The sequence below is a fragment of the Hymenobacter cellulosilyticus genome (assembly GCF_022919215.1).
GTDB classification, from domain to species: Bacteria; Bacteroidota; Bacteroidia; order Cytophagales; family Hymenobacteraceae; genus Hymenobacter; species Hymenobacter cellulosilyticus.
The window spans coordinates 2,801,522-2,825,546 of the sequence record NZ_CP095046.1; the positions used below are offsets into that span (position 1 = coordinate 2,801,522).

Below are 24,025 nucleotides of genomic sequence, written 5' to 3' on the forward strand. Positions count from 1 at the left end.
AGAAGCCATTTTACGCCTGCCGCCACTGCCGGAAAAGCCGGCTAAACGAAGCCAGGCTCAGCAGGAGCAGTAAGTACATTGGGTGGCGCCAAGAAGGGTGGAGCAGCGGGGCCCAGGTGCTAGCCAGGAAGAACTTGGCAAGGTAATTTTCGAGCCAAGTGCCTACGGACAAAGGTTTGAGTTGAATTCCTTGTTCTGGTTCCGGATATTCCAGGCATGTAGGTATCCATTCCCCATCATAAGTAGTTGCCCTTGGTTTAGTAGTTACGATGCATAAGGTAGTGGGTGTGTAATGAATATCCAGCCAGTGATTTCGCAAATTCAAGTCTCTGCACCGGTCTAACATTTTGAGTAGGGTTGAGTACTTGGCGCCGGACGCAAAGTGAATTTGGACTCCCTGATCCTCATCTGAATTATTGTGCAGTTGCTGAGTAAGGTGCTCGGCCTGTTGGCGGGTAAAATAGTCCTGCCAGATATTGCCGGTAAAAGTGATTATGTGCCACGGGCGAAATAACTCGCGCTGGGCCAGAGAGTTGAAAGGGAAAGCTCTGTGTTCCCACTGCCAATTATGGATAGTGGATTGGTACCTGAGGGGCGGCACATCTAGCTCAACAACGGCCCAGGGCTTCAACCGGGGTGCCTTGCCATTTACAACCCAGCAGCCCAGTAACAACAAAAACGCCAGGGCCAGCAAACCCGGCGGAAACAGCAAGTGGCGGCGGTGGCGGCGCAGGGCGTACATAGAAAAAGCGGGAGGTAGAATAGAGCAACGCAGCGGATTCAGAAACCAAGATACCGTACTGCGCAGATAAACGCGGCAAACATCCCGCCTGCTTTCCCGTTTGCACAAGCACTGACTTGCCCTGTGCGTATGCTCCCCCGATTCTTACTGTTATGCCCCCTAAGCCTGCTGTCTGTAGCAGCCCGGGCCCAAACCCCCGATACTCCCGATACTACTCGCGTGGTGAAGCTGCCCGAGGCGACTGTCGTCGGCTACGGCACCAACCTGCCGCTGCGGCGCACCGCTGGTGGCGTGAGCGTGCTGGACGCCGCGGGTATCGAGCGGTTCAACCAGTCCTCCCTGGCGGCGGCCGTCAATACCCTGCCGGGCGTGCGGCTAGAAGAGCGGGCCACGGCCAGCTACCGGATCAGCGTGCGCGGTAGCACCCTTCGTTCCCCGTTTGGGGTGCGCAACGTGAAGGTGTACTACAACGATATTCCCTTCACCGAAGCCAGCGGCAGCACCCCCTTCAACCTGCTCGACCCGGCCACCATCGGGCGCATCGAGGTTATCAAAGGCCCGGCGGCCAGCGTGTACGGAGCCGGCACGGGCGGGGCCATTCTGCTCTCGAACCGCCAGGCTGCACCCGGCGAGTCCCGGGCCCAGGTGTGTTTCACGGCCGGCAGCTTCGGCTTGCGGCGTTACACGGCACTCACCGAAACCGGCTCGGCCACCGGCGCGCTGCGGGCGCAGTACGTGCACCAGAGTCTGGACGGCTACCGCGAAAACAGCGCCGCCCTGCGCGACGTGCTTACCCTGGACGGAGAGTTTCGGCCCTCCGACAAGCAAACCCTAGCCGCCCACCTGCTCTACACCGACCTGAGCTACCAGCTGCCCGGCGGCCTCACCCGGGCCCAGTTCGACCAGAACCCCCGGCAGGCCCGGCCCCGCACCGTGAATAACGCCGGCGTCGTTACCAGTCCCGGTACGGTGGAGCAGCAGGCGGCCTATGCCTCGCGCACGGCATTGCTGGGCATCTCGCACGAGTACCGCTTCACGCCGGCCTTCACCAACAAAACCACGCTCTACACCACCGGCACCGTCATTCGCACTCCGTATCTGGTAGATTATGAGCGGAACACGGCCGTGGGCTGGGGCGGCCGTACGGCCTTTACCTACCGCCTCGTGCTGGCCGGCCGGTTGCTACGCCTGAGTGGGGCGGAGAGTGGCAAAGCAGCCAGGAAAACGCCCGCAACTACGTCAACCGGGCTGGCAGCACCGGCGCCCTGCGCTACGACGATGATATTCGCACCAACACGGGTTTCGCCTTTGCCCAGGCCGAATTGGAGTTGCCCGCCGGCTTGCTGGCTACCGTGGGCGCCAGCTACAACCGCCTGACCTACGACATTACCCGCGTAGCCGGTGGCACCATCAACCCCGCCGGCTACGAAGTGGAGCGCCGCTTCCGGCCCGAACTCTCGCCCCGGGTGGCTTTGCTCAAGGAAATTACACCCTTGATTTCGGCCTATGCGAGTGTAAGCAGCGGTTTCTCGCCGCCCACCGAGGAGGAAATCCGACCTTCCGATGGCAGCCTCAATACGGGTTTGCAGGCCGAGCGGGGCACGAGCTACGAGGTAGGCGTGCGGGGAAAAGCCCTGCAAGACCGGCTGCAGTTCGACGTGGCTGCCTTCGACTTTGGCCTGAACCAAACCATAGTGACGCGCACCAATGAGCTGGGCGCTCAGCTGTTTGCCAACTCCGGCTCGACCCGGCAGCGCGGCGTAGAAGCGGCCGTGAGTGGCTGGCTCTGGCGGCCCGACAGCAACCCGCAGACGTTGCCCAGCGCTGGCACGCTCACCAACGGGGTGCGGCTGTGGGGCAGCTACGCCTACAACCACTTCCGCTTCGACGACTACCAGCAAAACACCGACAACTTTAGCGGCAACCGCCTCACCGGCACTGCCCCCCACACGCTCAGCGCCGGCCTCGACGCGGGCGCCGCGCTGGGCTTCTACCTCAGCCCCACGCTCAGCCACCAGGCCCGCCTGCCCCTGAACGATGCCAACACCGTCTATGCGCCCGGCTACTGGACCTTTGCAGCCCGGGGCGGCTGGCGCCAAACGCTGCTTGCCCACCTGGAGCTGGACGTATTTGCGGGCGTCGAAAATGCTACGGACCGGCGCTACAGCCTCGGCAACGACCTGAACGCCTTCGGGGGCCGTTATTACCAGCCCGCGCCGGGCCGCAATTTCTACGGCGGCACCACCATCGGCTGGCGCTGGTAGCGGCGGCTTCGTCGGGGTGGTGTCCGGCTCCGTCGGGAAAGGCGGGCGGGTTGGTCGGTAGCTCATTGGCGTAGGAGCGTAGCGGGGGCAGCTTTGGGTATTCTTAACCCCAACAGCTGCCCTATGAAACCCTTACGCGTCTTTTTGCTCCTACTGCTATTGCCCGTGCTGGCCCTGCTGAGCTTTGGCCCCCGGCGGGCGGCTAAGCCGGCCCGGGCCCAGGTTATGATTCTGGGCTCCTACCACATGGGCAACCCCGGCGCCGACCTGGTCAACATGCAGGCCGACGATGTGACCACGCCCCAGCGCCAGCAGGAATTGCAGAAGCTGGCCGAAAAGCTGGCCCGCTTCCGGCCCACCAAAATCTGCCTGGAATGGGCGCCCGGTACCCGCTACGACTCCCTGGTGCAGGTGCGCTACCAGAAATACCTGGCCGGCACCTACCAGCTCAAGCGCAACGAAATCGACCAGATAGGCTTCCGGCTGGCCAAGATGCTGGGCCACGAGCGGGTGTACGGCATTGATGCGCCCGGCCGCTTCGAGTTTGGCGAGCTGATGGCCTACGCCCAGCGCCACGGCCAAGATGAGCGGCTGAAGCGGCAGGTGCAATCGGTTGATTCCATGCTGAAAGCCGACGAGCAGGTGCTGCTCAAAACCCCGCTCGACGCCTACTTCCGGCAAATCAACCACCCGGCCCTGCACCGCCTCTACCACGACTGGTACCTGCGCCTGCTGCACTACGGCACGCCCCAGGAGCCCGCCGGCAGCCGCCTGGTCGCCGATTATTATGAGCGCAACATCCGCATCGTAGCCAACCTCATGCAGGTGGCGCCCTCACCCCAGGAGCGGGTACTAGTGGTGTACGGCAACGGGCACACGTCCTTTTTAAAGAATATCTTAGCCAACTCGTCGGAGTACGACCTGGTCGAGGCCTACGATTTTCTGAAATAAGCAGCACTAGCCCCGATGTATGCGGCCTTCCTTTGCTTTTTCGCCCCGGCGCGTGCGGGTGCTGGGCTCCCTGCTCATCGGGCTCTGCGTCACGATGGTGTACTACGCGGCCAGCGTGCTGGAACCCTCGGGCTTTGCCTGGAGTGCCGTCGTCGTGATGCTGCTGCTCGTGTTTCTGATGTGGGAAGCCGCCGCCGCCGTATCCGACTACCTGGACCGCCGCCGGCCCTGGGCCAGTGGGGTAGGCGTACGGCTGCTGCTGCAGGTGCTGGGTAGCGCGGGGCTGGCCCTGGTCATCGTGAACGTGCCCTACACCATTTTCAAGCTCTACAGCCTACGCTACCTCGAAAACCCCGGCAGCCACTACACCCTGCCTATTTTCCTGCTCATCAACGGGGCCGCCCTCACGCTGTTCGGCATCGTGCAGGGTGCGCAGCTGGGCATGCAGTTTCTGGGCCGCTGGCGGCAGGCCGAGGTGCGGGCCGAGCGGCTGCAGCGCGAAAGTACCCAGGCCCGGCTTTCGGCCTTGCGCCAGCAGGTGAGTCCGCATTTTCTCTTCAACAACCTCAACATTCTCTCCGTGCTTATTGACCGGAGCCAGCCCCTGGCCAAGGAGTTCGTCGAGCAGTTTGCCCAGGTGTACCGCTACGTGCTCAGCAGTCAGGAGCGGGAGTTGGTACCCGTGGCCGAGGAGCTGGAAATGGTGCAGGCCTACGTGTTTTTGCTGCAGCAGCGCTTCGCTGCCGGCCTGGTGGTCGAGCTGGACGTGCCCGCCGTGTGGCACCAGCACTACCTGCCCCCGCTGGCCCTGCAAATGCTTATCGAAAACGCCATCAAGCACAATGTGGTGGCGGCCAGCCGCCCGCTGATAGTGGCCGTGCGGGCCCAGGAGGCTGGCACGCTCCTGGTTACCAACAACGTGCAGGCCCGGGGCAGCCAGGAAAAAAGCACGGGTCTGGGCCTGGCCAACATTGCCAAGCGCTACGAGTTTTTGTCGGAGCGGCGGCTGCGCATCGAACACGGGCCGACTGCCTTTACCGTGGAGCTGCCCTTGCTGGAGCTTGAACCCGCATGAGAATCGTGATAGTAGAAGATGAGCAGCTGGCTGCCGACAAGCTGGTGGAGCTGATCCGGGCCTACGACCCGGCCTCCACCATCGTGGCTTGCCTCGACTCGGTGGCCGACACGGTGGCCTGGCTTAGCACCCACGCCGCCCCCGATTTGCTGTTTCTCGACATTCACCTGGCCGATGGACTGGGCTTCGAGATATTCGCCCAAACCGCGGTGCCCTGCCCGGTGGTGTTTACCACGGCCTTCGATCAGTACGCCATCCAGGCGTTCCGCGTCAACAGCATTGATTACCTGCTCAAGCCGCTCACGCCCCGGGCCGTGGCCGATGCCTTCCGCAAGTACGAAGCCCTGCGCCGCACCCTGGCCCCGGCCCCGCCCGCCACCATCGACTACCTGCGCCTGCTCGATGAGCTGCGGGCCAGCGAGGCGCGCTACAAAGCCCGCTTCCTGGTGCGGGCCGGGCAGCGCATCAAAACCATTGCCGCGGCCGAAGTAGCCTACTTTTTCGCCGAAGATAAGTACACCTACCTCGTCACGGGCGCCGGCCCGCGCTATGTGGTCGACTTCACCCTCGACGACCTGGAGGAGCGCCTCGACCCGGCGCTGTTCTTTCGCCTCAACCGGAAATTCCTGGCCAGCCTGCCCGCCATCCACGAAATCCACGCCTACTTCAAAGGCCGCCTCAAGCTCACCCTGTCCCCACCCGTCGACGCTGAGGTGCTGGTCAGCAGTGAGCGGGCCGCCCCCTTCAAAAGCTGGCTGGATCGGTGAAATGGTGATATGGTGAAGTGGTGAGTTTTGTGTCATTGCGAGGAACGAAGCAATCCGTCCTCTGCGCAGTATGACACATTCATTACCCACAAAGCCCTTCCCCGTAGTAAACAGGAAAGGGCTTTTCATGGAAGCAAGCTCAGCACATTTTAGAGGACGGATTGCTTCGTTCCTCGCAATGACACGGGGTTTGGTAATCTACACTTTCACGGCTTTGCCGGTTTTGGCGGCTTCGTAAATGGCCATGATGTAGCGCACGTCCTTGAGGCCTTCTTCGCCGGGTGTTTTGGGCGTTTTGTTGTGCAGCACGCACTCGGCCATGTGGTCCAGTTCGGCGGCAAACTGGTTGCCTTCCTCGATTTCGGGCTCCTGCTTGCCTTCGTCGTCCCCGATTTTCATTGTGTGCTTCTTGTAGTCCGACAGCGGGTCGAGGTCGAGCCAGGCTTTGTCGCCGAATACCCGGCCGCGCTTGACCTCTGAGTAGCTGTAGGAACTGGTACAGGAAGCCAGCACGCCGCTGGGAAAGCGCAAGGTGAAGTGAATGTTGTCTTCGACCTCGGCAAAGCGCGGGTCCGATTTGTCGCTGAACTCCTGGGCCGTAACCTCCACGGGCTCTTCGCCGCTGAGGTAGCGGGCCGCGTTCAGGGCGTAGATGCCAATGTCCATGAGGGAGCCGCCGCCCGCCAGCTTTTTGACCACCCGCCACACGTCGGCCTCGTCTTCGGTGGGCTTCACGGGGCGGCCGTGGTCGGAAGTAATAGCCTTGATCGTGCCCAGCTCACCCTTGCGGATGCGTTCAATGGCGTCCAGGTTAAATGGCTCGAAATGGGCCCGGTAGGCAATCATCAGCTTCCGGTCGGCTTGCTGGCAGGCGGCAATCATCTTCTCGCAGTCTTCCACCGATGTGGCCATAGGCTTCTCGCAGAGCACGTGCTTGCCCGCCTCCGCCGCCCGGATGGTAAACTCGGCATGCAGGGAGTTGGGCAGGATGATGTACACAATGTCCACGTCCGGATTATCCTTGATGGAATCGAAGTTGTCGTAGCTGTAGACGCTGGTTTCGGGCAGGTCGTACTGGGCAGCCAGCTTGCGGGCCTTATCGGGCGAGCCGCTCACCAAGGCCGCGAGGCGGGCGTGCTGGCAGGCCTTGAAGTTGGGCATGATCTGCTCAGTGGCAAACTTGCCCAGGCCCACAATGGCAAAGCCAAGCTTGTCGGATTCCGTTGATCTCATAGCTTAGGAAGAGGGCATGACAACCCCGGTTAGAACAATTGCGCCTGGAATAAGCGCGGTTATACGGTAGGAAGCACCAGCACGGGCAGCTGGGTCTGGCGAATCATCTGGGCCGTGATGCTGCGGTGAAACAGCCGCCCTAGTATGTTGTGCCGCCGCGCAATAAGCACCAGCAAGTCGGCATGGATATCCTTTACGGCTTGCTCGATGCCCCGGGGAATGTCCAGATTGCGCACCCCGTGCGTAGCCACCGGGTTTTGCCCGTCGGTCAGCAGGCCGGCCCGCTGCACGCTGCCCAGGGCGGAATGGCAAGAGTCGTTGTCTTCGGGTTCGGCCACGTGCACGATGGTGGCAGTCGTGTGCAGCGCGCTAAGTAGTTGTTGGACCGGGCCGGCGGGAGCTGCCAGCTGAAACGGGTTATTGTCGGCGGCCAGGGCCAGGCGCTGCGGCAGCTGAGGCACTGTAGCAGTAGGCACAATGAGCAGCGGATACTGAATTTCGCTTAGCAGGTCCAGGGAAGTGGTGCTAACAAGCTCATCGGGCAGCTCAGCCACGCTGGGGCGGCCCAGCACCAGCAGGGCGGGCTGGTGCTGCTGCACTATCTCGCGAATAGCGGCAGTGGAGCGGCCGGTTGTCATGGCGGGTATGGCCGGCACTTTCAGACCCTGAATTCGCTCGTTTAGGGCTACGGCAATTTCGCCTTCACTGCGGTGGTGAATCTTGCCGGTAAAAGTTTCCGGGTCAAAAATCGAGTTGCGGTTTACGTGTAGCAGCACCAACGGCACTTGCAGGTGGGCCGCAAGAGTAGCGGCATACTGTAGGGCGGCATCGGCAGCGGGCGTAAAGTCGGTGAGTACGAGCAGGGGTGCAGGCATACAAAAACACGATTAGCAGGTGCAGGACTTATATATACTGCAACCCGCGCCGGCCGTTGCCCATGGCACCATTTATCCGGTTCGGCCGGCGCTGCTGTGCTCTGAATCAGGCCACAAAAAAGCCGCTCGGCCAATGGCTGAGCGGCTTTTTGAATACTAAACGCAGCGTAAGCGGCCAGCGGCCTAAGCCCCGGCAGCTTCCCGGGTTAGCGGTTGTTGTCGCCGTCGTAGTTGTTGTTCGACTCGATAATGATGTTGTCCTGCTGGTCTCCGGTAGCGGCCAGGTCACCGGTAGCGCCGGGCACGGTGGTATCATCGGGAATGCCCAGGGTTTCCTGCTCCAGTTGGGCAGACGTATCCAGCGTGCCTTCTTCGTCGCGCTTGTAGTTATACAGCTCGTCGTGGTGCTTTTGCTGTTCGGGGCTCATTTTAGCGCCGTCCGTCTGGGGTTCATTCGAGGCGGCTGATTTTTTCTGCTTGTCCATAAGGGTGGCGTTAAGCGCGGAAGGCGCGAGGCTAGTTCAATGCGCTGTCGTTCGGATCTTCGGGGCCGGTGCTGCGGTTGGCCGGCTCATTGGTGGCCCAGTTGCGGGTGCCGCTGCCATAGCGCGGGTCGTCTTCCTTGTTGGCTTCCCGGCGCGCTTGGTCGTCGGAGTCCAGGTTCTGAAGTACGGTACCAGTGGCCCGGTTTTGCGGGGCCGCCCCGCGCTGGTCAGACTCCGTCACGTTGGGAGCTGCTACCCCGCCGGGGTTGTTGCCGGCCGGGTGCGAGTAGGCATCCTGGCCATTGATAGCCGGAGCGGTGTTATTGGAAACGCCGCCAAATTCGCCGTAGGCTGGCGTGTTCGTGGCAAACGTGTTGGGCTTGGGGCTATTGGGTACGTCCTGACCGTTTTCGGCAGTAGCACCGGCCCGCATGGCGCCTTCCTGATGGTTTTCGGGGCCCTTATTGTCAATTTTATCCTTGCGGAACTCGCTGAACTCGTCCGGATTATCGTTGCTGCCGTCGTTGGGATGATTTTGCATGGCGGAAAGAGAGTAGTTAGGTTGGTGGGCACCTAAGTGGTGCGCTAGCCTTGTGTACGCAGCCGCGGCAGATTTGGCTACGGCCCCCGCCAAAATCAAGAAGTGGGGCTACCCGTCGAGCTAGCCGGGGGTACTACGCTTCAGGTAGGGGCCATTTATTGCCTCCGGCCAAGGCTTCCGCTGCCTACCCGCGGCGGTAGCCTGCGTATGCAGCCTGATTAACCCGTACTTTGTCAGCTTACTTGTATGAAACCAAACGTCACCGTCACCCACAACGAAGAAGACCAGACCTTTTACGCCTCCGCGCAGGGCTACGAGTCGGAGCTGGCCTACAGCCGCCCCAGCGACACGGTCATTGACTTCACCCACACCTTCGTCGATGAAAACCTACGCGGCCAGGGCGTGGGCGAAGCCCTGGCTGTAGCCGGCCTGCAGTATGCCCGCGACCAGCAGCTACGCATCAAGACCAGCTGTGCCTTTATGAAAACCTACGTGGAGCGCCACCCCGAATACCAGGACCTGCAGGCCTAGTCACTTCTTGTAGCAGTTCTAAGGGCAGGAAAAAGCTAGGCGTTTTGCCGCAGCCAGGCATCAGCCGCCGCTTCGGTAGGGAAATGGCGAAACGCCAAAGCCGTTGGTGCAGTCAGGCTCACGGCCTGTGAAGCCAGCCGGGCCATGGGGTTGTGACTTTCCACAATGGCGCAGTGACTATACCCCGCTTCCCGCACGCTGCCCGGAATCCACTCGGCGGCCAGCCACTGCTGCACCGGCACCGGAATCAGGGGCCGGTTCTGGTGAATGCTCATGGTTTTGCCCGTCCGGAAATGCCGCATGGCCTGCCGTACCTGCAAGTAGGTGCTGCGCAGCTCGTCTTCCGTGCCGCCGGTGCTAGTCCAGCGCAGCCGCAGATACCCGCCCGAGTCGTGGCTAAGCTGCAGAACTGGGTTGGAAAAGTAAAGTGTTTCGCGGGGCGTAAGAATCGACATAAAGCAGGTAGACCAAACTGCTTGCTACCAGCCGAGTCGACAACTTTGTCTTTCAGGCAGTATCCTAGCTATAGTTCTAACCGCAAAAATACGACGGCCCGGCGACATAATCGTACCAGCCAGGCTATTTAGCCGACCGTTGCGAGTAACGTCGGTTATCCTCAGACCAGGGGCAATAAAAAAAGCCTGGGCTTCCAAAGAAGCCCAGGCTTTTTGCCGTATGGGGTGCGCCGCAGGTTAGGGCTGCACGACCGCGCGGCTGGTGTAAACCTTGCCGTCCAGTGCTACCCGCACCGTGTACAGGCCGGCGGGCAGAGTGCGCACGTCCAGCGTGGCTTCGGTGGAGCCACCGAGCGGCTGCTGACGGGTCAGCACCTGCTGGCCCAGGGCGTTGAACACGGTAATGGAGGCCTGGGTGCGGGCTGCCGCTTCGGGCAGGCGCACGTGCAGCAGCTGGCTGGTCGGCGTGGGATACACTTGCAGCTTGTTGGTTACCACTGCTGCCGCCTTCGTACCCAGGAGCAGGCAGGCCGAGGCGTGGCTGCCCAGGTTGGAAACGACGTCGGCACCCTTGGCTTCCCAGGTAGCCGCCCCGCGCGACCAGCGGGCTTCGCCCTGGGCCACGGTAGCTTTGCGCACCAGGGTGTTGTCGGTAGTGGAGCCCCCGCCGGGAATAGCCCAGCCGGTAGCAGCTGGCCGCTGCCCGATTACCCCGATAACGTCCAGCGTATCGGTGCCGTCGAACAGGGCAATGGCGTCGTCCCCGTTGAAGAAGGTAACGTTGGAAGTCAGGTCGGCCAGGGCCAGCACGGCCGGCGAAGAGCCGGGGTTGGCAATAACGTACACGTCGCCGGGGGCAATACTGCCCGACAGCGCCTGCGTGGTAGGCGTGGTGGCGCCGTTGGCAAACAAGTCGACCCGCATGCCGGTCAGCTCAACGGTAAACTGGGAAGGGTTGAAGATTTCAAGCACCTTGTTGTTGCCGCTGCTGGCCTCCACGTATTCCGAGAAGTACAGCTGCGTGCAGGGCGCGCCGCCGGGGTTCTGGTCGTCGTTGGTGATGATAAAGGCGTGGGCGCCGGGGTTGCCGACTATGGCCCCACCCGAAGGCGTGCCCAGCGTCAGGTACACCGTTTCGCTGGCCTCGGGCGTCACGTCGCCGTTTACGGTAATGGTAACGGGCAGGGTCTGGTTGGTCTGACCCGCGGCAAACGTCAACGAGGTGGTGTTCAGGGTATAGTCAGCAGCGTTGGCGCTGGTAGAGCCGGCCAGTACGCTGACGGGCACCGTAACGGCAGCCGCGTTGGCCGAGCCGGTCAGGGTCACGTTCACGGTGTAGGTCTGGGTGCCGGTGTTGCCCTCGAGGAGGGAGCCGGAAGCCGAGGCAAACTTCAGCGTCGTGGGCTCCCCGTCGTCGTTGGTGATTACCAGAGAGTGGGTGGAGGCACTGCCGGTGCTGCTGCCCGTGCTGGGGCCGCTCAGCTTGAGCTGCACCACTTCGTCGGCTTCCGACTTGGTGTCGCCGTTTACCGTTACGCTTACCGTTTTGGAGGTTTCACCCGCCGCGAAAGTCAGCGTCTGGGTGGCAAAGGTGTAGTCTTCGGGGCTCAGGGCCGAGGAGTTGGCCGCATCCGCGCTGACCTGCACCGAAATGGTGGCGGTAGGAGCGGGGTCGACGCTAATGGTGGCCGTGTAGGTTTTCGTGCCACTGTTGCCTTCGAGGGTAGAGCCGGTAGCCGTGGTGAAGGCGAAGGTCGGCTGGGCAATCAGGCCATAGGCGCGGGCCACCAGTTCGGGGTAGGCAATGTAAGGGTTGTAGTTGCCCTGGCTTTTGGCCGCGCGGCGGTTCCGCTCCCGCTCGTGCGCATCCACCGGGTCGGCCAGGTGCCAGCGGTACAGGGTCTGCAGGTCGGCCAGGCCGGTAATGACGTCTTTGCCCGCATCAAAGGTCTGGCCTTGGTGCATGGTGTAGAAGTAGAAGGCACAGCGGGCCACGTTGCCCTTGTGGTCTTCGCGGGCTCAAACAGGGAGCCGCCGTCTTCGCTCCACTCGTCGATGTTGCTCGTCGGAATCGTGCTCTGGCTGGTCGTGTTCCGCATCCAGATCTGGGTCTGGTTGTCGGGCACATCGGCAAACATGTCGTTGCTGCGGTTCGAGTTCCACTGGGTGTAGGTCGGGAACAGGTGGTGAATGTCGGACTTCATCCGGCTCACCTCGTTGAACCACGACTGCGGAATGGTGTGCTCACAGTTGATCAGACCCACACCGCCGGTGCTGGTGGCCGTCGAGTCAATGTTTTTGGGGACCGAATAGCCCGAGTACACGCAGGTCAGCCGGCCGTTGAACACGTCAACGTAGTTGTACATTTTGCCGCGGGCCTGGTCGTAGCCCAGGTCGATGCGCTTGCCGTCGTACCAGTTGGCCCGCAACCAGTCTTTGAGTGCCTGCCCCTGCAAGTTGGAAGGAGGAGCCGCGGGCATTACTTGCGCCGTAACGGCCGTACTCAGACTCATTGCAGCGGCCACAGCCCATGCGAAGAGGTGTTTCATGCGAAAAAAGAAAAAGAACGGAATGAGAGGAAACCAAATATCCGAAAATCATTCGGTAGCCCCAGCTTTTGAGCTGCTGCACGAGCAGGTTTTCGGCACAAAAAAGGCCCGGGGAATATTTCCCGGGCCTTTTCTCTGAAAAATAATAACCGTCTGATAACAGCCGCTTTTGCCAAAGGGTACTACCTGCCTGAAGAAGGGCTGTTTAAACCGGCCGTGGATAGGCCTTGTGGCTACTTCGTGGGCATTAGCACCGTGTCGATTACGTGAGTGACGCCGTTGCGGGAAAGCACGTTGGAAATCGTTATGGTAGCCGTGCCGCCGCGCACGTCGCGTACCACTACCACGTTGCCATTGCGCCCCACGGTCAGGGTTTCGCCTTCCACGGTAGTCAGCTGCTGCCCGTCCTGCAGGTCACTGGCCAGCAGGCGCCCCGATACCACGTGGTAGGCCAGAATCGTGCTGAGGCGCTGCTTGTTTTCGGGCAGCAGGAGCGTATTGACCGTGCCGGCGGGCAGCTTGTCGAAGGCGGCATTGGTGGGCGCAAACACGGTTACCGGCCCGGGCCCTTGAGGGTTTCGACCAGGCCGCCGGCCCGCAGTGCCGAAACCAGCGTGGTGTGGTCGGTGGAGTTCAGGGCGTTTTCCACGAGGTCCTTGTCGGGCATCATCAGGTTGCCACCCACTACTACCCCCGCCGCTATTTTGCCAGCGGCCGGCGCGGGCTTGGTTTTGGACTTGAGCTTGCTGCCATTGGCGACCTTGTTCTTGTGCTTCACTTCGCCGTCAGCAGCCACCTTGGATTTGGCGACTGTACCGCCCTGCCGGGTTTTAGCTTTCGTAGCATCGGACTTCGATGGGGCCGCTGGTTGGGACTGGGCGGTAGCGGCCAGGGCTGAGGTGAGCAACGAGGCCAGCGCCAGAACAAAGAGAAACGGTTTCAACATCGGGTAGAAAGGATAGAATGATGCCCGCTATACGGTCGAGCTCAGCGAAGGATGGACTAGAATGGGTTGGCCGCGGACCATACCCTGGCGCTTGCGCTACTATCGCGCACGACCTGACCACGAGCTTAGCCCCAAATTAACACCAGCGTGCCGATTATGATCAGGGCGGCCCCTGCGGCCACGTGGGGCGTGAGTTTCTCGCCCAGGAAAACTACCGACAGCACGATAGCCAGCGCCACGCTCAGCTTATCCACGGGCGCTACCTGCGACACCTGTCCCAACTGCAGGGCCCGGAAGTAAAAGATCCACGACAAGCCCGTGGCCCCGCCCGACAAGGCAAGGAAGAGCCAGTTGCGCGGCGTGAGGCTGCCCACTTCCCCATAGTACCCCTGGCGGCCACAATGCTCCAGGCCACGAGCAGAATCACCAGCGTCCGGATGGCCGTGGCCAGGTCCGAATTGACGCCTTTGATGCCCACTTTGGCCAGCACGGCGGTAAGCGCCGCGAAGCTAGCCGAGAGAAGCGCGTAAAACCACCACATGTAAAAATTTATATATATAATAGAGCCCTGCTTTTACCAGCTGGCTCGTTGGCAATACGCCGCTAGAGGCCGCTTGTTTATCTATAATGGGCAGGATGGGGAAGAGAATTATCGATAAAATCATGTCACAATTTGGTAACACTCGTTCCAAAAATCATGGCGTTTAGGAGCATAAGGCAAAATAAGAGGTCAATAATGTCGTGAAATGGCTCTGGGTTATGCGTCACAATTGCCAATAAATTTTCCTTTCTATCCGGCCAGAAGACGGCAATCTTGGAAGCGTTCTAAGCTACTTTCCTCCCCGAGTAGACCTTCAAAAGACGACTGCCATGAAAGACACATATTTGCACAACCTGGGCTTTGTGCCATTGGTCCCAAGCTACTCCCTGTTCCATTCCAGCCGCAGTGGGGAAGGTGCCTACATTCCCCCGACGGACGTGCGCTACCAGCATATCTACACCGCTCAGGATGGGGCGGCGCTGTTTGTGTATTCCTGGCTGCACGAGCCCGGCTACATGCTGACCACCTGCGAGAACATTTCTTCCATGACTCAAATCGTGGCCGAGCTTGACTCCGATGATCCGAGCCTGCTGCTGGAGCAGATCGAAGCGTTTTTTGAAAAGCACGGCGGCGTCGCGCTGTCTTTGATGCAAGATACCCAAACTGCCCTGCAAGCTTTACACCTCGGCGCTCCCGCCGATGCCCGCGAGCAGGCCGCCTAAGCCCTCTGTACTTCCTTTCTGAGCTATGCCCAAACAAACACGCTGGTAAACTATTCTTGCCACAAAAAGGGCCGACGCAATCAAGCGCCGGCCCTTTTTGGCAAGTGTAAATACGTAGTAAATTCAGAAGGTGGTGCGGAGCCACTCGTAGGCCGTAGCCAGATCATCGAAGGTAACGACCATTGGGCGCGTGACAAACTGCATGGCCTTGTCCATCGATTTGCGGGCCCGCCAGTGGGGTGGATACACCCAGGCCACAAACCGCACGCCCTGGCTGGCCAGCTGGTCGTAATAGTGCCCGCCCACCCAGGCTGCGCCCTTGTCCCAGTCGGAGGTCACTTGGCTGTTGTCGTTGAGCATCTTGGTGCAGGGGTACTGCTGCAGCAAGCGCAAAACTAAGTCGCCACCCGTCACGGCTGATACCTCATTGTGCTGTCCCTTCCACTCCACGTAAAGCCACTGGTTGAGCTCATCATAAGAGATGGACAGGGAAGGCGTATCGTAGAGGATTTCCATCCAGGAATCGGGTGAAGTCGGAACTCCAATATACGGAAACACCATCCGGAAAAAGAAGTGAAGATCCTGAACTGTGGACTTGGAAAAAGAGTCGGGCCGGGGCTGCCGGGAACAACTCTAAACGACCCGGCGGTTTCGGTCTGTGGGGCGGCTGCTATTCGCGCACCACGCGCCGCGTCGCGCTGCCCGTGGCCGTGCTGACCTGCAGAATATAAGTGCCGGCGGGCAGCCCACCCAGATCAACCTTGTGGGAGCGTACACCAGCCGGTACGATTCCGGTCTGGACTTCCTCCCCGCGACTGTTGCGCACCGAGATCCGGGCGGCCTCAGTTCCAGCGCCGGTAAGGATAGTAAAGCTTGCGGGCGTAGGGTTAGGCGCAATGCTGAGCTCCGGAGCTGCTTTTGCCGGGGCCGGCGTTACCGTAACGGGTACGGCCCCCGAAGCGGCCACGCAGCTGCCCGGGTTGATAACCAGTACGGTATAGGAGCCGCCGGCTGTGGCGGTGTAGGTGTTGCTCGTAGCGTCGGCAATCAGCTGGCCGTTGTTGAAAAACTGGTAGGTCGCGCCTTCGCCGCCCCACTGGCGGTGAGCGTTACGGCGCCTCCGGGGGCAAAGGTGGTGGGCCCACTGGCTCGGAGCGTGGGGCTAGGCAGCGTGTGCAGCACCAGAAACGTGCTGGCCGACAAACTGGTGCTGCCCCGGCAGCCAAGGTGTTGGTGATGGTGTAGGCTCCAGCCCGGCTGCGGGCCAGGTCAACTACGCCCGTTTTGGAATCGATGCTCAGGCCCGCCGGACTAGCTGAGAACGTGCCTGGTTGGGCTCCATTGGCCCAGGCCGGTACCAGTTGGCCCACCGTGCCAGCACACCGGCTGCCACCGTCGTAGGCAAATACGGCGCCGGCATACGCGGCAGTAGCGCCCCCGCCAGCAGATTCGTTGAAGGCGAGCTGCTCGGCTTCTGGTAGTTGGGCGCGGGTGGCGCGGGCCATCATCAGCAGGCTAAGCAAAATCAGAGCATGGCTCCACCAAGAGGCCACGCTGTCGAGAAAGTGAGGAGCAGCAGTAGAAATAGGGGACAGGGCACGCATAGCGCAGGTGTTAGGTGAAGGTCGCGCGGTACTTGCATACCGCAGGTTAGTGCCCAATGCTACTACCCCAACATGATGCGAATATGATAAGCGCAGCCCCGCTTAAGCTGCTACAGCAGCCGAAAAGCCCTTTTTAGGCCCTCTTTAGCATTTTGCTGCTAGTTACTACCCCGGGAAAAAAAGCAAAAAAGAGGTGCCCAGCCCTTCGATGGAGTTGACCTCGATGCGGATGCCGTGCAGATCGGCAATGGTGCGGGCAATGGACAGCCCCAGCCCGTAGCTGTCCGGATCGGTGGTGCTGCCCTTATCGAAGCGGTGAAACAGGCGGGGCAGCTGCTCCTTGCTGATGCCCCGGCCCGTGTCGCGCACTTCCAGCACGTATCCGGCTGGGGCCTCGGGCCGCCCCAGCAGCATGATTTGCCCGCCTTCCCGGTTGTACTTGATGGCATTGCCGACCAGGTTGAACAGCAGGGTAAACAGCAGGCCGCGGTTGGCGCCCTGCACCACAAAGTCGGGCTGTACTTCCTGAGTCAGGGTGAGGTTCAGCACGGCCAGCCGATCCTGCACTTCCTCACTGACCTCGGCTACCAGCTGGGCCAGGGAGACGGTTTCGGTGCGCGGAAACTGGTCGTTTTCGATTTTGGAAATCATCAGCAACGACTTGATGATGGTGCGCAGCCGGTGCACCGTGCGTTGCGACTCCACCACCCGCAGCAGGTTTTCATCCGACAGGCTTTCGTCCGATAGCATGTTATCGAAGCGGTACTGCAGGGCGGCCAGTGGGGTAAGCAGCTCGTGGGAGGCGTCGGCAATAAACTTGCGTTCCTTGGAAAAGGAGGCCTGAATGGTGGTCATCATTTCCCGCAGGCTCTCATCGAGGTAGCGAAAGTCGTCGGTCGTCGTCGGGACGGGGTGAAGTTGAAGGCGGCCGGGTGGTGGGCATTCTTGAGCCGCTGCCGGATGATGACGTAAAACGGCTCGAGCAGGTAACGGAAAAAAGCCAGGTCGGCCAGGGTAGTCAGGGCCACGGCCGCCAGCAGGATGTAGAAGGCGTAGGTGCGGAAGTTGCGCTCCGTCTCGTCGATGCTGCCCGTGCTGCGCCCGATTTCGAGCAGATAGTATTTCGGGCCCTGGGCAAAGGAATAGCTCAGCACCCGGTACTCGACAATCTCATCTTCCACGGCCCGCTTCGAGTCCTCAATCACGTCGATGCGCGGTCCGGGCGGAATTTCCTCGAGCGAAATAAACTCCTCCTTGAGCAGGTTGTAGCTACCATACGACGACTGGTCGCCCTCAATAAAGGTGGAGATGCCGTTGCGGCGAATCAGGCGCAGCACTTTTTCCTTTTTCTGGGCTAGGCGGTTATCCGTCGATACCAGGGCCAGCCGACTCATTACCGGCGGCAGCACCACCACCAGCAGCAGCAGAATTACCACCCGCGAGAGGCCGTTAAATAAGGTGAATTTGGTGCTAAGCTTCAAAAGAGGAAGGATTTAGAATAGCAGGCAGCGGTATAAAAAAGGCCGTCATGCGGAGCGCAGCCGAGGCACTCTATCACCAAAGTAACTAGTTCCTCTGGTAGTAGAGATGCTTCGGCTGTGCGCCGCATGACGTGTGGTGTAAGCTATTCTGATTTTGGCCAATAAATACCTCACAGCCGGGCCCGGTAGCCCACGCCGCGTACGGTTTCGAGCCATTCCACGTCGGCCAGCTGCCCGAGCTTTTTGCGCAGGTTTTTGATGTGGGCGTCGATGTAGTTGGAGTCGAAGCCGGCTTCGGGCAGGTTGCCCCAGATATGCTCCGTCAGCTGCAGGCGGGTCATCACCCGGTTTTTGTGCAGCACCAGGTAGCTCAGCACGTCGAACTCTTTGACCGACAAGCTTACTTCCTGACCCTGGTGCAGCAGGCGGCGGGCCTGCAGGTCCAGCTCGAAGTCGCCGCAGCCCACCAGCGGCTTGTGCAAGCCAAAGCGGCGGCGCGTAATAGCGTGCATGCGGGCCAGCAGCTCGGGTAGGGAGAAGGGTTTGGCCAGGTAATCGTCGGCGCCCAGCTCCAGGCCGCCAATCCGGTCCTCTACCGCGCCCCGGGCCGTGAGGATGATAACGGCTGCCGTCAAATCGTTTTGCTTGGCTTCGGCCAGCACGTCGAGGCCGTCGCCATCGGGCAGGCCCAGGTCCAGCAGCACAAAGTCGAAGGGCGTGTCGGCCAGGTGGGAGCGGGCCTCGCGGGCCGTGCGGGCCACGGTGCAGGTAAAGTTTTGCTGGTGCAGGAAGATGCCCAGCTCGCGGGCCAGGGTGCGCTCATCTTCCACGATAAGAACCGTCATGACAAACTAAAAGGCAGCGAACTACAGGGTATACGAAACGCTGGTGGTGAAATAAGAGCGGGCGTGGGTCACGTCGTCGGGCAGCAAGTTAACCGGAATGGAATAGCGCCAGGCGGCCTGCACCGCTACGGCCCCGAGGTGGTAGGTTACCGGCACGCGCAGCTCGTAGGTCAGCACCCGAAAGCGCGTCACCGGGTTTTCGGTCGTGGTGGTAATGGTGGTAGTACCACCGCTGCCACTGCCGCCGCCACTGCCGGTTCCGCCATTTCCGTTGCCGTTTCCTTTGCCCTTACCCTTGCCGTTGCCAGGGTTGTTGCCACGCACAATCTGCTGCTCGATGCTGGTTTCCACGAAGTGCTGGGTGCCGGCCGCCACGCTCAGGCGGGGCTCAATAGCCACGTAGGCCTTGGGCGTGAACACCTTGTCGATTTCGAAATAGCGGGAGTTGTCGAGCACCAGGAAAAAGTCGTTGCTTTCCCCAAACAGGTAGGCCGCGTTCAGGCGCGAGTACACGTAGCCCCAGTCCCAGCCCACATAGGCGTCAATCGAGTTGTTGGTGCTGGACTTGACCAGGGGACTGTTGCGGGCAAACAGAAAGTGGGAATAACTCAGGGAGGCATCCACTGTCTTGGTCAGGTCGCCGTCCCAGCCCACCGACAGGTCGGTTTCGTCGATAAAGCTGGGCGTGTCGAACAGGTTGAAGCTCACCACCGAGCCCCAGATGCCGTAGCGGCTGGTATAGCTCAGCTCGGCGGCCGTGTAGGGGAAGCGCGTGGTTTGGGTGCGGCCAAAAAAGGAGGAGTTGGTGCCGTAGCTCAGCTCGGCCCGGACGCTGCCGCGCGGCTCCTCCTTGGGAGGAACGGGAGGCGGCGGAGGCGGTGGTGGAGGAACCGGCTTGACGGGCGCTTTTACCAGGACTTTCACCGGCGTTTTAACGACTACCGGCTGGGCGGGTACTTTTTTCTTTGGGGGCGTTGTGGTCGTGCGCGGCTTGGGTTTAGTGGTGCCCACGCTCTGACCGGCTGCCGCCAACCCAAAGCCCAACTGGGCGGTCAGCAGCAACCCCAGCAAACGGGGCAAGCCAAATAAAAAAGCCATATGCTCGCAATCAGTAGTGCTTAGTGCCCGCGGCCGTGGCTCCGGCCAGCACCCGCGCCCCGGCTGCCGCCGTTGCTGCTACTGCTGCGGGCACTGTGGCCGCCTTCGGCGCCTCTGCTACTACTACGAGCACTACGGGCCGAGCGTTCCGGTCGACTGCTGCGGGCCGAGTGGTCGGTGGACCGCTCGGCCGATGCGCCGCCCTCCACGCGCTGGGGTTTGCTCTGGCGCTGGGAGTGGGGCACGGCTTTTACCGGGGGCTGGGCGCTACCGCGCCCCGGCTTGTCGCCCTGTCGCAACAGGGCTTCCGGCCGGTAAGCCCGACTGGGCAGAGCGGCCGTCACCAGCACCAGCATACAAAGCAAACGAATCAAAATTGTCATGAAAAAGGGGCAAAGTCATCAGGCCCACAGCAACCTACTGCATTTTGAGCTCTCAAACACGCGTGAGCTGCGAAACAGTGCCGGCCAGCTTCTAATTTGGTCAGAAGTATGGCTGGCAGGAAAGCGTGAGATGCAAAATTAGCGCTCCAAACGGTGACCATTGCCATTACCGCGGCCAGTTTGGTGCGCGCTGCTACCCCCGTGCAAGCCATGGCTCCGGGTGCCGCGTGCTACCCGCCCACCCTGCGGCCGTTGAGCCGAGCGGCCCGAGCGGGCTACTGCACTTACTGCCGCGCCCCGAGCCGGGCCGCGCAGCGTAGTGCCCTGCGCTACGGCCTGCACCTGCTGTCCGTGGTTGGATTTGGGCGCTAGTTGCTCGGGGCTGGGCTCAGTTAAGTCTTTCCGTTTTGCTTCATCCTGCTGACGCTCGGCCGAGGTGGGTTTGGCTGCGCGCTGGGCGTCGGTCACAGGCGTTTGGGCCTGGGCGGCAAACGAGCAAAACAGGGCGGCGAGGGCGAAAACCAACTTTTTCATGGGAGCAAAGCTTAATTAGGAAGGGAATGCATCAAACCTAGCTCGGCAACATGATGTGAAAATGATAAGCCCCGGGTTTGCCTTATCTTCCCGCCACCTCTTCTGCCGGCCACCGGCAGGGTTAGCGCATTAGCGGTAAAATTTGCCTTATTAGTCCACAAAATGGGGCGGAGCTTGGGGCATGCCCGCATACATCAGGTAAGTATATACAAGACAACAGATGCAGATAGGAATCGACAGTTTCGCAGCGCTGCTGCTGGATAACGGTACCGGGACCCAGCTCAGCGGGGCCCAGGCCATGGGGCAGCTACTGGACCGGATTGAGCTGGCCGACCAGGTCGGGCTGGACGTGTTTGGCATCGGGGAGCACCACCGCCCCGAATACCTGGACTCGGCGCCGGCCGTGATTCTGGCCGCCGCCGCGGCCCGTACCAAGCAGATTCGCCTCACCAGCGCCGTAACCGTGCTTAGCGCCGCCGACCCGGTCCGCGTGTTTCAGCAGTTTGCCACCCTAGATTTGATTTCGCAGGGCCGGGCCGAAATGGTGGTGGGCCGGGGCTCGTCCGTCGAGGCGTTTCCTCTGTTTGGCTTCGACCTCGACGACTACGACGCGCTGTTCACCGAAAAGCTGGAGCTGCTGCTGGCCATTCGCGAAAATGAGCGCCTGCGCTGGAGCGGCAAATTCCGGCCCGCGCTGACGGGCCAGGGTATCTACCCGCGGCCGGTTCAGAGTCCGCTGCCGATTTGGCTGGGCGTGGGCGGCACGCCTCAGTCGTTTGCCCGGGCCGGCACGCTGGGCCTGCCTCTGATGGTGGCCATCATCGGAGGCGAAACCCACCGCTTCCGTCCCCTGGTCGACCTGTACCGGGAGGCCGGCCGCCGCGCTGGTTTTACGCCCGAGCAGCTGCCGGTGGGTTTGCATTCATTGGGCTACGTGGTCGAAACCACGGAGGAGGCTGTGGAAAGCTTCTACCCCGGCTACGCCCGCACCTTCAGCAGCCGGGCCCGGGAGCGGGGCGGTTCGCCCGTTACCCGGCCCCAGTTTGATGCCCAAGCCGGCCCGACGGGTGCCCTGCTGGTTGGCAGCCCCGAGGAAGTAGCGGCCAAGATTCAACGGCACAGTGAGGCTTTGGGCGGTATCACGCGGGTCACGTTTCAGATGGACGTGGCCACGCTGCCCCACGCGCAGTTGCTGCGGGCCATTGAGTTGCTGGGCACGCGCGTAGCTCCCTTGCTGCGCTAAAAAGCCCGGTGAAGGGGTTAAATGCCGTTGCCGGCTAGGAAATGTAAAAGGCCCGCTTCTACTTTAGAAGTGGACCTTTTACACGATGGTGGGGCTAGGCTAGGTCAATGAAGAAAGTGGTGCCCTCGTTTTCCTTGCTTTCCAGCCATATCTGGCCTTCGTGCAGCTCCACAATTTGCTTGGTAATGAACAGGCCCAGTCCGGTCGTGGTGTCGCCGTAGAGGCCGGGCCGGGACGCTGAGGTGAACTTCTCGAAGACGTGGGGCTGCAAGTGCTGAGGAATGCCCAGGCCCGTGTCGTGCACCGTGAGGCGGGTGCGGCCCTCGTGCTGCCGGAGCGTGACGCGAATCTTGCCGCCGGCCGGGGTAAACTTGAAGGCGTTGGAAAGCAGGTTGTCCAGGATGCGGCCAAACTTTTCGGCGTGAATATCGGCGTACACGGGCTCCGGCGGGCACTCCAGAATCAGGTCAATTTTCTTTTCCCGGGCCGTAACGCGAAACACCACTAGGCTTTCTTCCAGAAAGGTCCCGAGGTTAGTGCGGTGTCGTTCGGAGCGGGTCGACTCCAACTGCCCCAGGAAAAGTACATCCTTAAGCAGGGTATTGGCTTTTTTGCAGGCCGCCTCAATCAGCGTCAGTAGCTCCTGCACATCCTGCTGCGCCGAGGGTGGGGCAATGCCGCGCACGCTTGGGTTGTCGCGCAGGATGTCCACCACCATTTCAATATTGTACAGCGGGCTTTTCAAATCGTGGGCGGCCAGCTGCAGAATCGTTTCCTGCGCATCGTAAAGGCGCTTGTGCCCCGCTTCCAGCTGCTTACGCTCGGTTATGTCCTCCAGGGTGGTATAACCCAGCTCGCCTCCGTCGTCGGGGAAAAGCACGGAGGTAACCCGGCACCAGAAAGTGGAGCCGTCGGGCCGCACCAGGCAGGTTTCGAGCACAAAGCTGGGCTCCTTGTGCGCCCACAGCCGCTGCTGCAGCTTGGTCCAGTCGGCCAGGTGGTCGGGGTGGGAAAACTCCAGAATGCGCCGGCCCACCACCTGGTCGGCGTTTCCCAACCCGAGCATGGTGGCCAGGGCCTGGTTGGCTTGCAGAATCTTCAGGTTCGGGTCAATGATTTTCTGGCCCAGAGGCGAATTCTCGAACACCGTCCGAAACCGGTCCTGGCTGCGCTGATAGTGCTGGTCGGTTTCCCGTTGAGCCTGATTTTCGGCTTGCTCTTTCTGTAGCCGGCTATTTTGCTGTTCCAGGCCTTCCTGATCCGGGCCGCGAGTGCTACTGCCGGGAGTAGGGGATAAAGAATCTGTAGCCATAGAAAAAATTAAAATCGCGCCTAAGTGCTGGTAAAGATACAGCTTTGGGCAACCACTAGCAGTGGGAACGAGATTTTGGCCCCGAATACGCGGCAGAGCACTATCTTTCCCGCAAAGTGCCTTGTGAAGAACTACTCTGCCCCCGGGGCGGTTGTAAGACTAGAATCTAATTTTTATGCAAAAACTTTCCAGTGTTCTGCTTGTCGATGATGACCCCACGACCAATATTCTAAATGAACGATTACTCAAAGGGCTGGGCGTAGCAGAGGACTACCTTACTGCCCACGACGGGGCAGAGGCTCTACAAGTGCTGGACGAGCTAGCAACCCGGGCTACACCGGTGAATCCGGTATTGGTGCTGCTCGATGTAAAAATGCCCGGAATGGACGGTATGACTTTTCTGGAGTCGTACCAGGGCTTGTCGCTGGCGCAGCAGCAGGCCGTGGTTATTGTGCTGCACACGGCCTCCATGCAGTCCAAGGACTTGAATCGGCTGGACGAGCTGCCTGTAGCCGGCTTGGTGAGCAAACCCTTGACCAAGGAAAAGGTAGACACGATTCTCAAGCTGCATTACCAGCGCCAGTTCCCGGCTAGCTAAAGCATGTAGGGTACCGAACCAAGGGTTCTAAATCGGGTTGGCTAAGTCTACGACTTAAGGTCAAAAACCGCGTTAGTTCTCCTGGTGAAGGGCTTTTTACAGCAGCACTACCCGGATGCCGGAATCGGTTAAGGCAAAGTTCGGCAAGTGTGCGGCGGGATTGGGTAAACCCGAAATCCAGTGCCTAGGTGCAAATTATGCAAGAACCAGGACGGATTTCGTACCAACTTCGGCATCAGCAGACTGTTCC

The 24,025-nt window shown here is 60.8% G+C and carries 28 protein-coding genes and 2 pseudogenes; 9 read left to right on the forward strand and 21 right to left on the reverse strand.

Annotated features, from left to right (window positions below; genetic code table 11):
* Window positions 1–10 precede the first annotated feature (10 nt).
* Window positions 11–742: a hypothetical protein gene (locus MUN79_RS13745; protein ID WP_244678169.1), complete on the reverse strand. Its 732-nt coding sequence runs from the start codon at window positions 740–742 to the stop codon at window positions 11–13.
* A gap of 129 nt (window positions 743–871) precedes the next feature.
* On the opposite strand from MUN79_RS13745, the pseudogene MUN79_RS13750 reads away from it, so the two are divergent.
* The 5 genes and pseudogenes from MUN79_RS13750 to MUN79_RS13770 form a co-directional block, all read left to right on the forward strand.
* Window positions 872–1,279: pseudogene (locus MUN79_RS13750) on the forward strand (TonB-dependent receptor plug domain-containing protein); the annotation flags it as partial.
* Window positions 1,280–1,872: 593 nt separating this feature from the next.
* Window positions 1,873–3,006 (forward strand): TonB-dependent receptor domain-containing protein, encoded by a 1,134-nt coding sequence (locus MUN79_RS13755; RefSeq protein ID WP_244678333.1) that lies wholly within the window; start codon window positions 1,873–1,875, stop codon window positions 3,004–3,006.
* A gap of 123 nt (window positions 3,007–3,129) precedes the next feature.
* A complete protein-coding gene (locus MUN79_RS13760; protein ID WP_244678170.1) occupies window positions 3,130–3,957 on the forward strand; it encodes a DUF5694 domain-containing protein in 828 nt (275 codons plus the stop codon).
* Between the two features lie 19 nt (window positions 3,958–3,976).
* Window positions 3,977–5,032 (forward strand): sensor histidine kinase, encoded by a 1,056-nt coding sequence (locus tag MUN79_RS13765; RefSeq protein WP_244678171.1) that lies wholly within the window; start codon window positions 3,977–3,979, stop codon window positions 5,030–5,032.
* The gene (locus MUN79_RS13770; protein ID WP_244678172.1) at window positions 5,029–5,799 is read left to right on the forward strand and encodes a LytR/AlgR family response regulator transcription factor; all 771 of its coding nucleotides are present in this window, start codon (window positions 5,029–5,031) and stop codon (window positions 5,797–5,799) included. Before MUN79_RS13765 ends, MUN79_RS13770 begins: the two co-directional genes overlap by 4 nt.
* A gap of 198 nt (window positions 5,800–5,997) precedes the next feature.
* Here the strand turns inward: MUN79_RS13770 and MUN79_RS13775 are convergent, their stop codons facing one another.
* The 4 genes from MUN79_RS13775 to MUN79_RS13790 all read right to left on the reverse strand — a co-directional run bounded on the left by MUN79_RS13775 (window position 5,998) and on the right by MUN79_RS13790 (window position 8,933).
* Window positions 5,998–7,032 carry a Gfo/Idh/MocA family protein gene (locus MUN79_RS13775; protein WP_244678173.1) on the reverse strand — a complete coding sequence of 345 codons (1,035 nt, stop codon included), beginning with the start codon at window positions 7,030–7,032 and terminating at the stop codon, window positions 5,998–6,000.
* A 59-nt stretch (window positions 7,033–7,091) separates the two neighbouring features.
* A complete protein-coding gene (locus MUN79_RS13780) occupies window positions 7,092–7,907 on the reverse strand; it encodes a universal stress protein (protein WP_244678174.1) in 816 nt (271 codons plus the stop codon).
* 206 nt (window positions 7,908–8,113) lie between these two features.
* Window positions 8,114–8,392: a hypothetical protein gene (locus MUN79_RS13785; RefSeq protein WP_244678175.1), complete on the reverse strand. Its 279-nt coding sequence runs from the start codon at window positions 8,390–8,392 to the stop codon at window positions 8,114–8,116.
* Window positions 8,393–8,423: 31 nt separating this feature from the next.
* On the reverse strand, window positions 8,424–8,933 hold the full coding sequence (locus tag MUN79_RS13790) for a hypothetical protein (protein WP_244678176.1): 510 nt from the start codon (window positions 8,931–8,933) through the stop codon (window positions 8,424–8,426).
* Window positions 8,934–9,179: 246 nt separating this feature from the next.
* Between MUN79_RS13790 and MUN79_RS13795 the strand changes: the two genes are divergently transcribed.
* Window positions 9,180–9,464 (forward strand): GNAT family N-acetyltransferase, encoded by a 285-nt coding sequence (locus MUN79_RS13795; RefSeq protein WP_244678177.1) that lies wholly within the window; start codon window positions 9,180–9,182, stop codon window positions 9,462–9,464.
* A gap of 35 nt (window positions 9,465–9,499) precedes the next feature.
* On the opposite strand, the gene MUN79_RS13800 is transcribed toward MUN79_RS13795, so the two are convergent.
* From MUN79_RS13800 to MUN79_RS32265, 6 genes and pseudogenes are all read right to left on the reverse strand, one after another.
* Window positions 9,500–9,919: a hypothetical protein gene (locus MUN79_RS13800; RefSeq protein WP_244678178.1), complete on the reverse strand. Its 420-nt coding sequence runs from the start codon at window positions 9,917–9,919 to the stop codon at window positions 9,500–9,502.
* A 237-nt stretch (window positions 9,920–10,156) separates the two neighbouring features.
* Window positions 10,157–11,791 (reverse strand): Calx-beta domain-containing protein, encoded by a 1,635-nt coding sequence (locus MUN79_RS13805; RefSeq protein ID WP_375378256.1) that lies wholly within the window; start codon window positions 11,789–11,791, stop codon window positions 10,157–10,159.
* A pseudogene (locus tag MUN79_RS30070) lies at window positions 11,771–12,468 on the reverse strand (endonuclease); the annotation flags it as partial. The pseudogene MUN79_RS30070 and the gene MUN79_RS13805, both read right to left, overlap by 21 nt.
* A 233-nt stretch (window positions 12,469–12,701) precedes the next feature.
* Window positions 12,702–13,019: a fasciclin domain-containing protein gene (locus MUN79_RS13815; protein ID WP_244678180.1), complete on the reverse strand. Its 318-nt coding sequence runs from the start codon at window positions 13,017–13,019 to the stop codon at window positions 12,702–12,704.
* Window positions 13,020–13,021: 2 nt separating this feature from the next.
* A complete protein-coding gene (locus tag MUN79_RS13820) occupies window positions 13,022–13,414 on the reverse strand; it encodes a fasciclin domain-containing protein (RefSeq protein ID WP_244678181.1) in 393 nt (130 codons plus the stop codon).
* Between the two features lie 125 nt (window positions 13,415–13,539).
* Window positions 13,540–13,788, reverse strand: coding sequence for an EamA family transporter (locus MUN79_RS32265; RefSeq protein ID WP_244678182.1), 249 nt, complete (start codon window positions 13,786–13,788; stop codon window positions 13,540–13,542).
* A gap of 496 nt (window positions 13,789–14,284) precedes the next feature.
* Between MUN79_RS32265 and MUN79_RS13830 the strand changes: the two genes are divergently transcribed.
* Window positions 14,285–14,677 (forward strand): hypothetical protein, encoded by a 393-nt coding sequence (locus MUN79_RS13830; protein WP_244678183.1) that lies wholly within the window; start codon window positions 14,285–14,287, stop codon window positions 14,675–14,677.
* A 123-nt stretch (window positions 14,678–14,800) separates the two neighbouring features.
* Here MUN79_RS13830 and MUN79_RS13835 read toward each other — a convergent pair whose 3' ends face one another.
* The 9 genes from MUN79_RS13835 to MUN79_RS13875 form a co-directional block, all read right to left on the reverse strand.
* Window positions 14,801–15,238 (reverse strand): STAS/SEC14 domain-containing protein, encoded by a 438-nt coding sequence (locus MUN79_RS13835; RefSeq protein WP_244678184.1) that lies wholly within the window; start codon window positions 15,236–15,238, stop codon window positions 14,801–14,803.
* A gap of 109 nt (window positions 15,239–15,347) precedes the next feature.
* Window positions 15,348–15,644, reverse strand: coding sequence for a T9SS type A sorting domain-containing protein (locus MUN79_RS13840; protein WP_244678185.1), 297 nt, complete (start codon window positions 15,642–15,644; stop codon window positions 15,348–15,350).
* A 142-nt stretch (window positions 15,645–15,786) separates the two neighbouring features.
* Window positions 15,787–16,281: a hypothetical protein gene (locus tag MUN79_RS13845; protein ID WP_244678186.1), complete on the reverse strand. Its 495-nt coding sequence runs from the start codon at window positions 16,279–16,281 to the stop codon at window positions 15,787–15,789.
* Between the two features lie 165 nt (window positions 16,282–16,446).
* On the reverse strand, window positions 16,447–17,139 hold the full coding sequence (locus MUN79_RS13850) for a sensor histidine kinase (RefSeq protein WP_244678187.1): 693 nt from the start codon (window positions 17,137–17,139) through the stop codon (window positions 16,447–16,449).
* Window positions 17,136–17,762 (reverse strand): hypothetical protein, encoded by a 627-nt coding sequence (locus MUN79_RS13855; protein WP_244678188.1) that lies wholly within the window; start codon window positions 17,760–17,762, stop codon window positions 17,136–17,138. Before MUN79_RS13855 ends, MUN79_RS13850 begins: the two co-directional genes overlap by 4 nt.
* 170 nt (window positions 17,763–17,932) lie before the next feature.
* Window positions 17,933–18,607 carry a response regulator transcription factor gene (locus tag MUN79_RS13860; RefSeq protein ID WP_244678189.1) on the reverse strand — a complete coding sequence of 225 codons (675 nt, stop codon included), beginning with the start codon at window positions 18,605–18,607 and terminating at the stop codon, window positions 17,933–17,935.
* A 21-nt stretch (window positions 18,608–18,628) separates the two neighbouring features.
* Window positions 18,629–19,705 carry a hypothetical protein gene (locus MUN79_RS13865; protein ID WP_244678190.1) on the reverse strand — a complete coding sequence of 359 codons (1,077 nt, stop codon included), beginning with the start codon at window positions 19,703–19,705 and terminating at the stop codon, window positions 18,629–18,631.
* A gap of 20 nt (window positions 19,706–19,725) precedes the next feature.
* Window positions 19,726–20,088 (reverse strand): hypothetical protein, encoded by a 363-nt coding sequence (locus MUN79_RS13870; RefSeq protein WP_244678191.1) that lies wholly within the window; start codon window positions 20,086–20,088, stop codon window positions 19,726–19,728.
* Between the two features lie 138 nt (window positions 20,089–20,226).
* Entirely contained in the window at window positions 20,227–20,622 is a 396-nt protein-coding gene (locus MUN79_RS13875; RefSeq protein ID WP_244678192.1) for a hypothetical protein, read from the reverse strand.
* Window positions 20,623–20,842: 220 nt separating this feature from the next.
* Here MUN79_RS13875 and MUN79_RS13880 point away from each other — a divergent pair, with 220 nt between their 5' ends.
* Window positions 20,843–21,865, forward strand: a complete 1,023-nt coding sequence (locus MUN79_RS13880) for an LLM class flavin-dependent oxidoreductase (RefSeq protein ID WP_244678193.1) — start codon at window positions 20,843–20,845, stop codon at window positions 21,863–21,865.
* 94 nt (window positions 21,866–21,959) lie between these two features.
* Here MUN79_RS13880 and MUN79_RS13885 read toward each other — a convergent pair whose 3' ends face one another.
* Window positions 21,960–23,177: a PAS domain-containing sensor histidine kinase gene (locus MUN79_RS13885; RefSeq protein ID WP_244678194.1), complete on the reverse strand. Its 1,218-nt coding sequence runs from the start codon at window positions 23,175–23,177 to the stop codon at window positions 21,960–21,962.
* Between the two features lie 175 nt (window positions 23,178–23,352).
* Between MUN79_RS13885 and MUN79_RS13890 the strand changes: the two genes are divergently transcribed.
* Window positions 23,353–23,775, forward strand: a complete 423-nt coding sequence (locus MUN79_RS13890; protein WP_244678195.1) for a response regulator — start codon at window positions 23,353–23,355, stop codon at window positions 23,773–23,775.
* Window positions 23,776–24,025 lie beyond the last annotated feature (250 nt).

Bases quoted from the DNA above. Each gene is read 5' to 3' on its own strand.
- MUN79_RS13745 (WP_244678169.1), bottom strand. From the start codon at position 742: ATGTACGCCCTGCGCCGCCACCGCCGCCACTTGCTGTTTCCGCCGGGT.
- MUN79_RS13760 (WP_244678170.1), top strand. From the start codon at position 3,130: ATGAAACCCTTACGCGTCTTTTTGCTCCTACTGCTATTGCCCGTGCTG.
- MUN79_RS13765 (WP_244678171.1), top strand. From the start codon at position 3,977: ATGCGGCCTTCCTTTGCTTTTTCGCCCCGGCGCGTGCGGGTGCTGGGC.
- MUN79_RS13770 (WP_244678172.1), top strand. From the start codon at position 5,029: ATGAGAATCGTGATAGTAGAAGATGAGCAGCTGGCTGCCGACAAGCTG.
- MUN79_RS13775 (WP_244678173.1), bottom strand. From the start codon at position 7,032: ATGAGATCAACGGAATCCGACAAGCTTGGCTTTGCCATTGTGGGCCTG.
- MUN79_RS13780 (WP_244678174.1), bottom strand. From the start codon at position 7,907: ATGCCTGCACCCCTGCTCGTACTCACCGACTTTACGCCCGCTGCCGAT.
- MUN79_RS13785 (WP_244678175.1), bottom strand. From the start codon at position 8,392: ATGGACAAGCAGAAAAAATCAGCCGCCTCGAATGAACCCCAGACGGAC.
- MUN79_RS13790 (WP_244678176.1), bottom strand. From the start codon at position 8,933: ATGCAAAATCATCCCAACGACGGCAGCAACGATAATCCGGACGAGTTC.
- MUN79_RS13795 (WP_244678177.1), top strand. From the start codon at position 9,180: ATGAAACCAAACGTCACCGTCACCCACAACGAAGAAGACCAGACCTTT.
- MUN79_RS13800 (WP_244678178.1), bottom strand. From the start codon at position 9,919: ATGTCGATTCTTACGCCCCGCGAAACACTTTACTTTTCCAACCCAGTT.
- MUN79_RS13820 (WP_244678181.1), bottom strand. From the start codon at position 13,414: ATGTTGAAACCGTTTCTCTTTGTTCTGGCGCTGGCCTCGTTGCTCACC.
- MUN79_RS13830 (WP_244678183.1), top strand. From the start codon at position 14,285: ATGAAAGACACATATTTGCACAACCTGGGCTTTGTGCCATTGGTCCCA.
- MUN79_RS13835 (WP_244678184.1), bottom strand. From the start codon at position 15,238: ATGGTGTTTCCGTATATTGGAGTTCCGACTTCACCCGATTCCTGGATG.
- MUN79_RS13845 (WP_244678186.1), bottom strand. From the start codon at position 16,281: ATGCGTGCCCTGTCCCCTATTTCTACTGCTGCTCCTCACTTTCTCGAC.
- MUN79_RS13850 (WP_244678187.1), bottom strand. From the start codon at position 17,139: ATGATGACCACCATTCAGGCCTCCTTTTCCAAGGAACGCAAGTTTATT.
- MUN79_RS13860 (WP_244678189.1), bottom strand. From the start codon at position 18,607: ATGACGGTTCTTATCGTGGAAGATGAGCGCACCCTGGCCCGCGAGCTG.
- MUN79_RS13865 (WP_244678190.1), bottom strand. From the start codon at position 19,705: ATGGCTTTTTTATTTGGCTTGCCCCGTTTGCTGGGGTTGCTGCTGACC.
- MUN79_RS13870 (WP_244678191.1), bottom strand. From the start codon at position 20,088: ATGACAATTTTGATTCGTTTGCTTTGTATGCTGGTGCTGGTGACGGCC.
- MUN79_RS13875 (WP_244678192.1), bottom strand. From the start codon at position 20,622: ATGAAAAAGTTGGTTTTCGCCCTCGCCGCCCTGTTTTGCTCGTTTGCC.
- MUN79_RS13880 (WP_244678193.1), top strand. From the start codon at position 20,843: ATGCAGATAGGAATCGACAGTTTCGCAGCGCTGCTGCTGGATAACGGT.
- MUN79_RS13885 (WP_244678194.1), bottom strand. From the start codon at position 23,177: ATGGCTACAGATTCTTTATCCCCTACTCCCGGCAGTAGCACTCGCGGC.
- MUN79_RS13890 (WP_244678195.1), top strand. From the start codon at position 23,353: ATGCAAAAACTTTCCAGTGTTCTGCTTGTCGATGATGACCCCACGACC.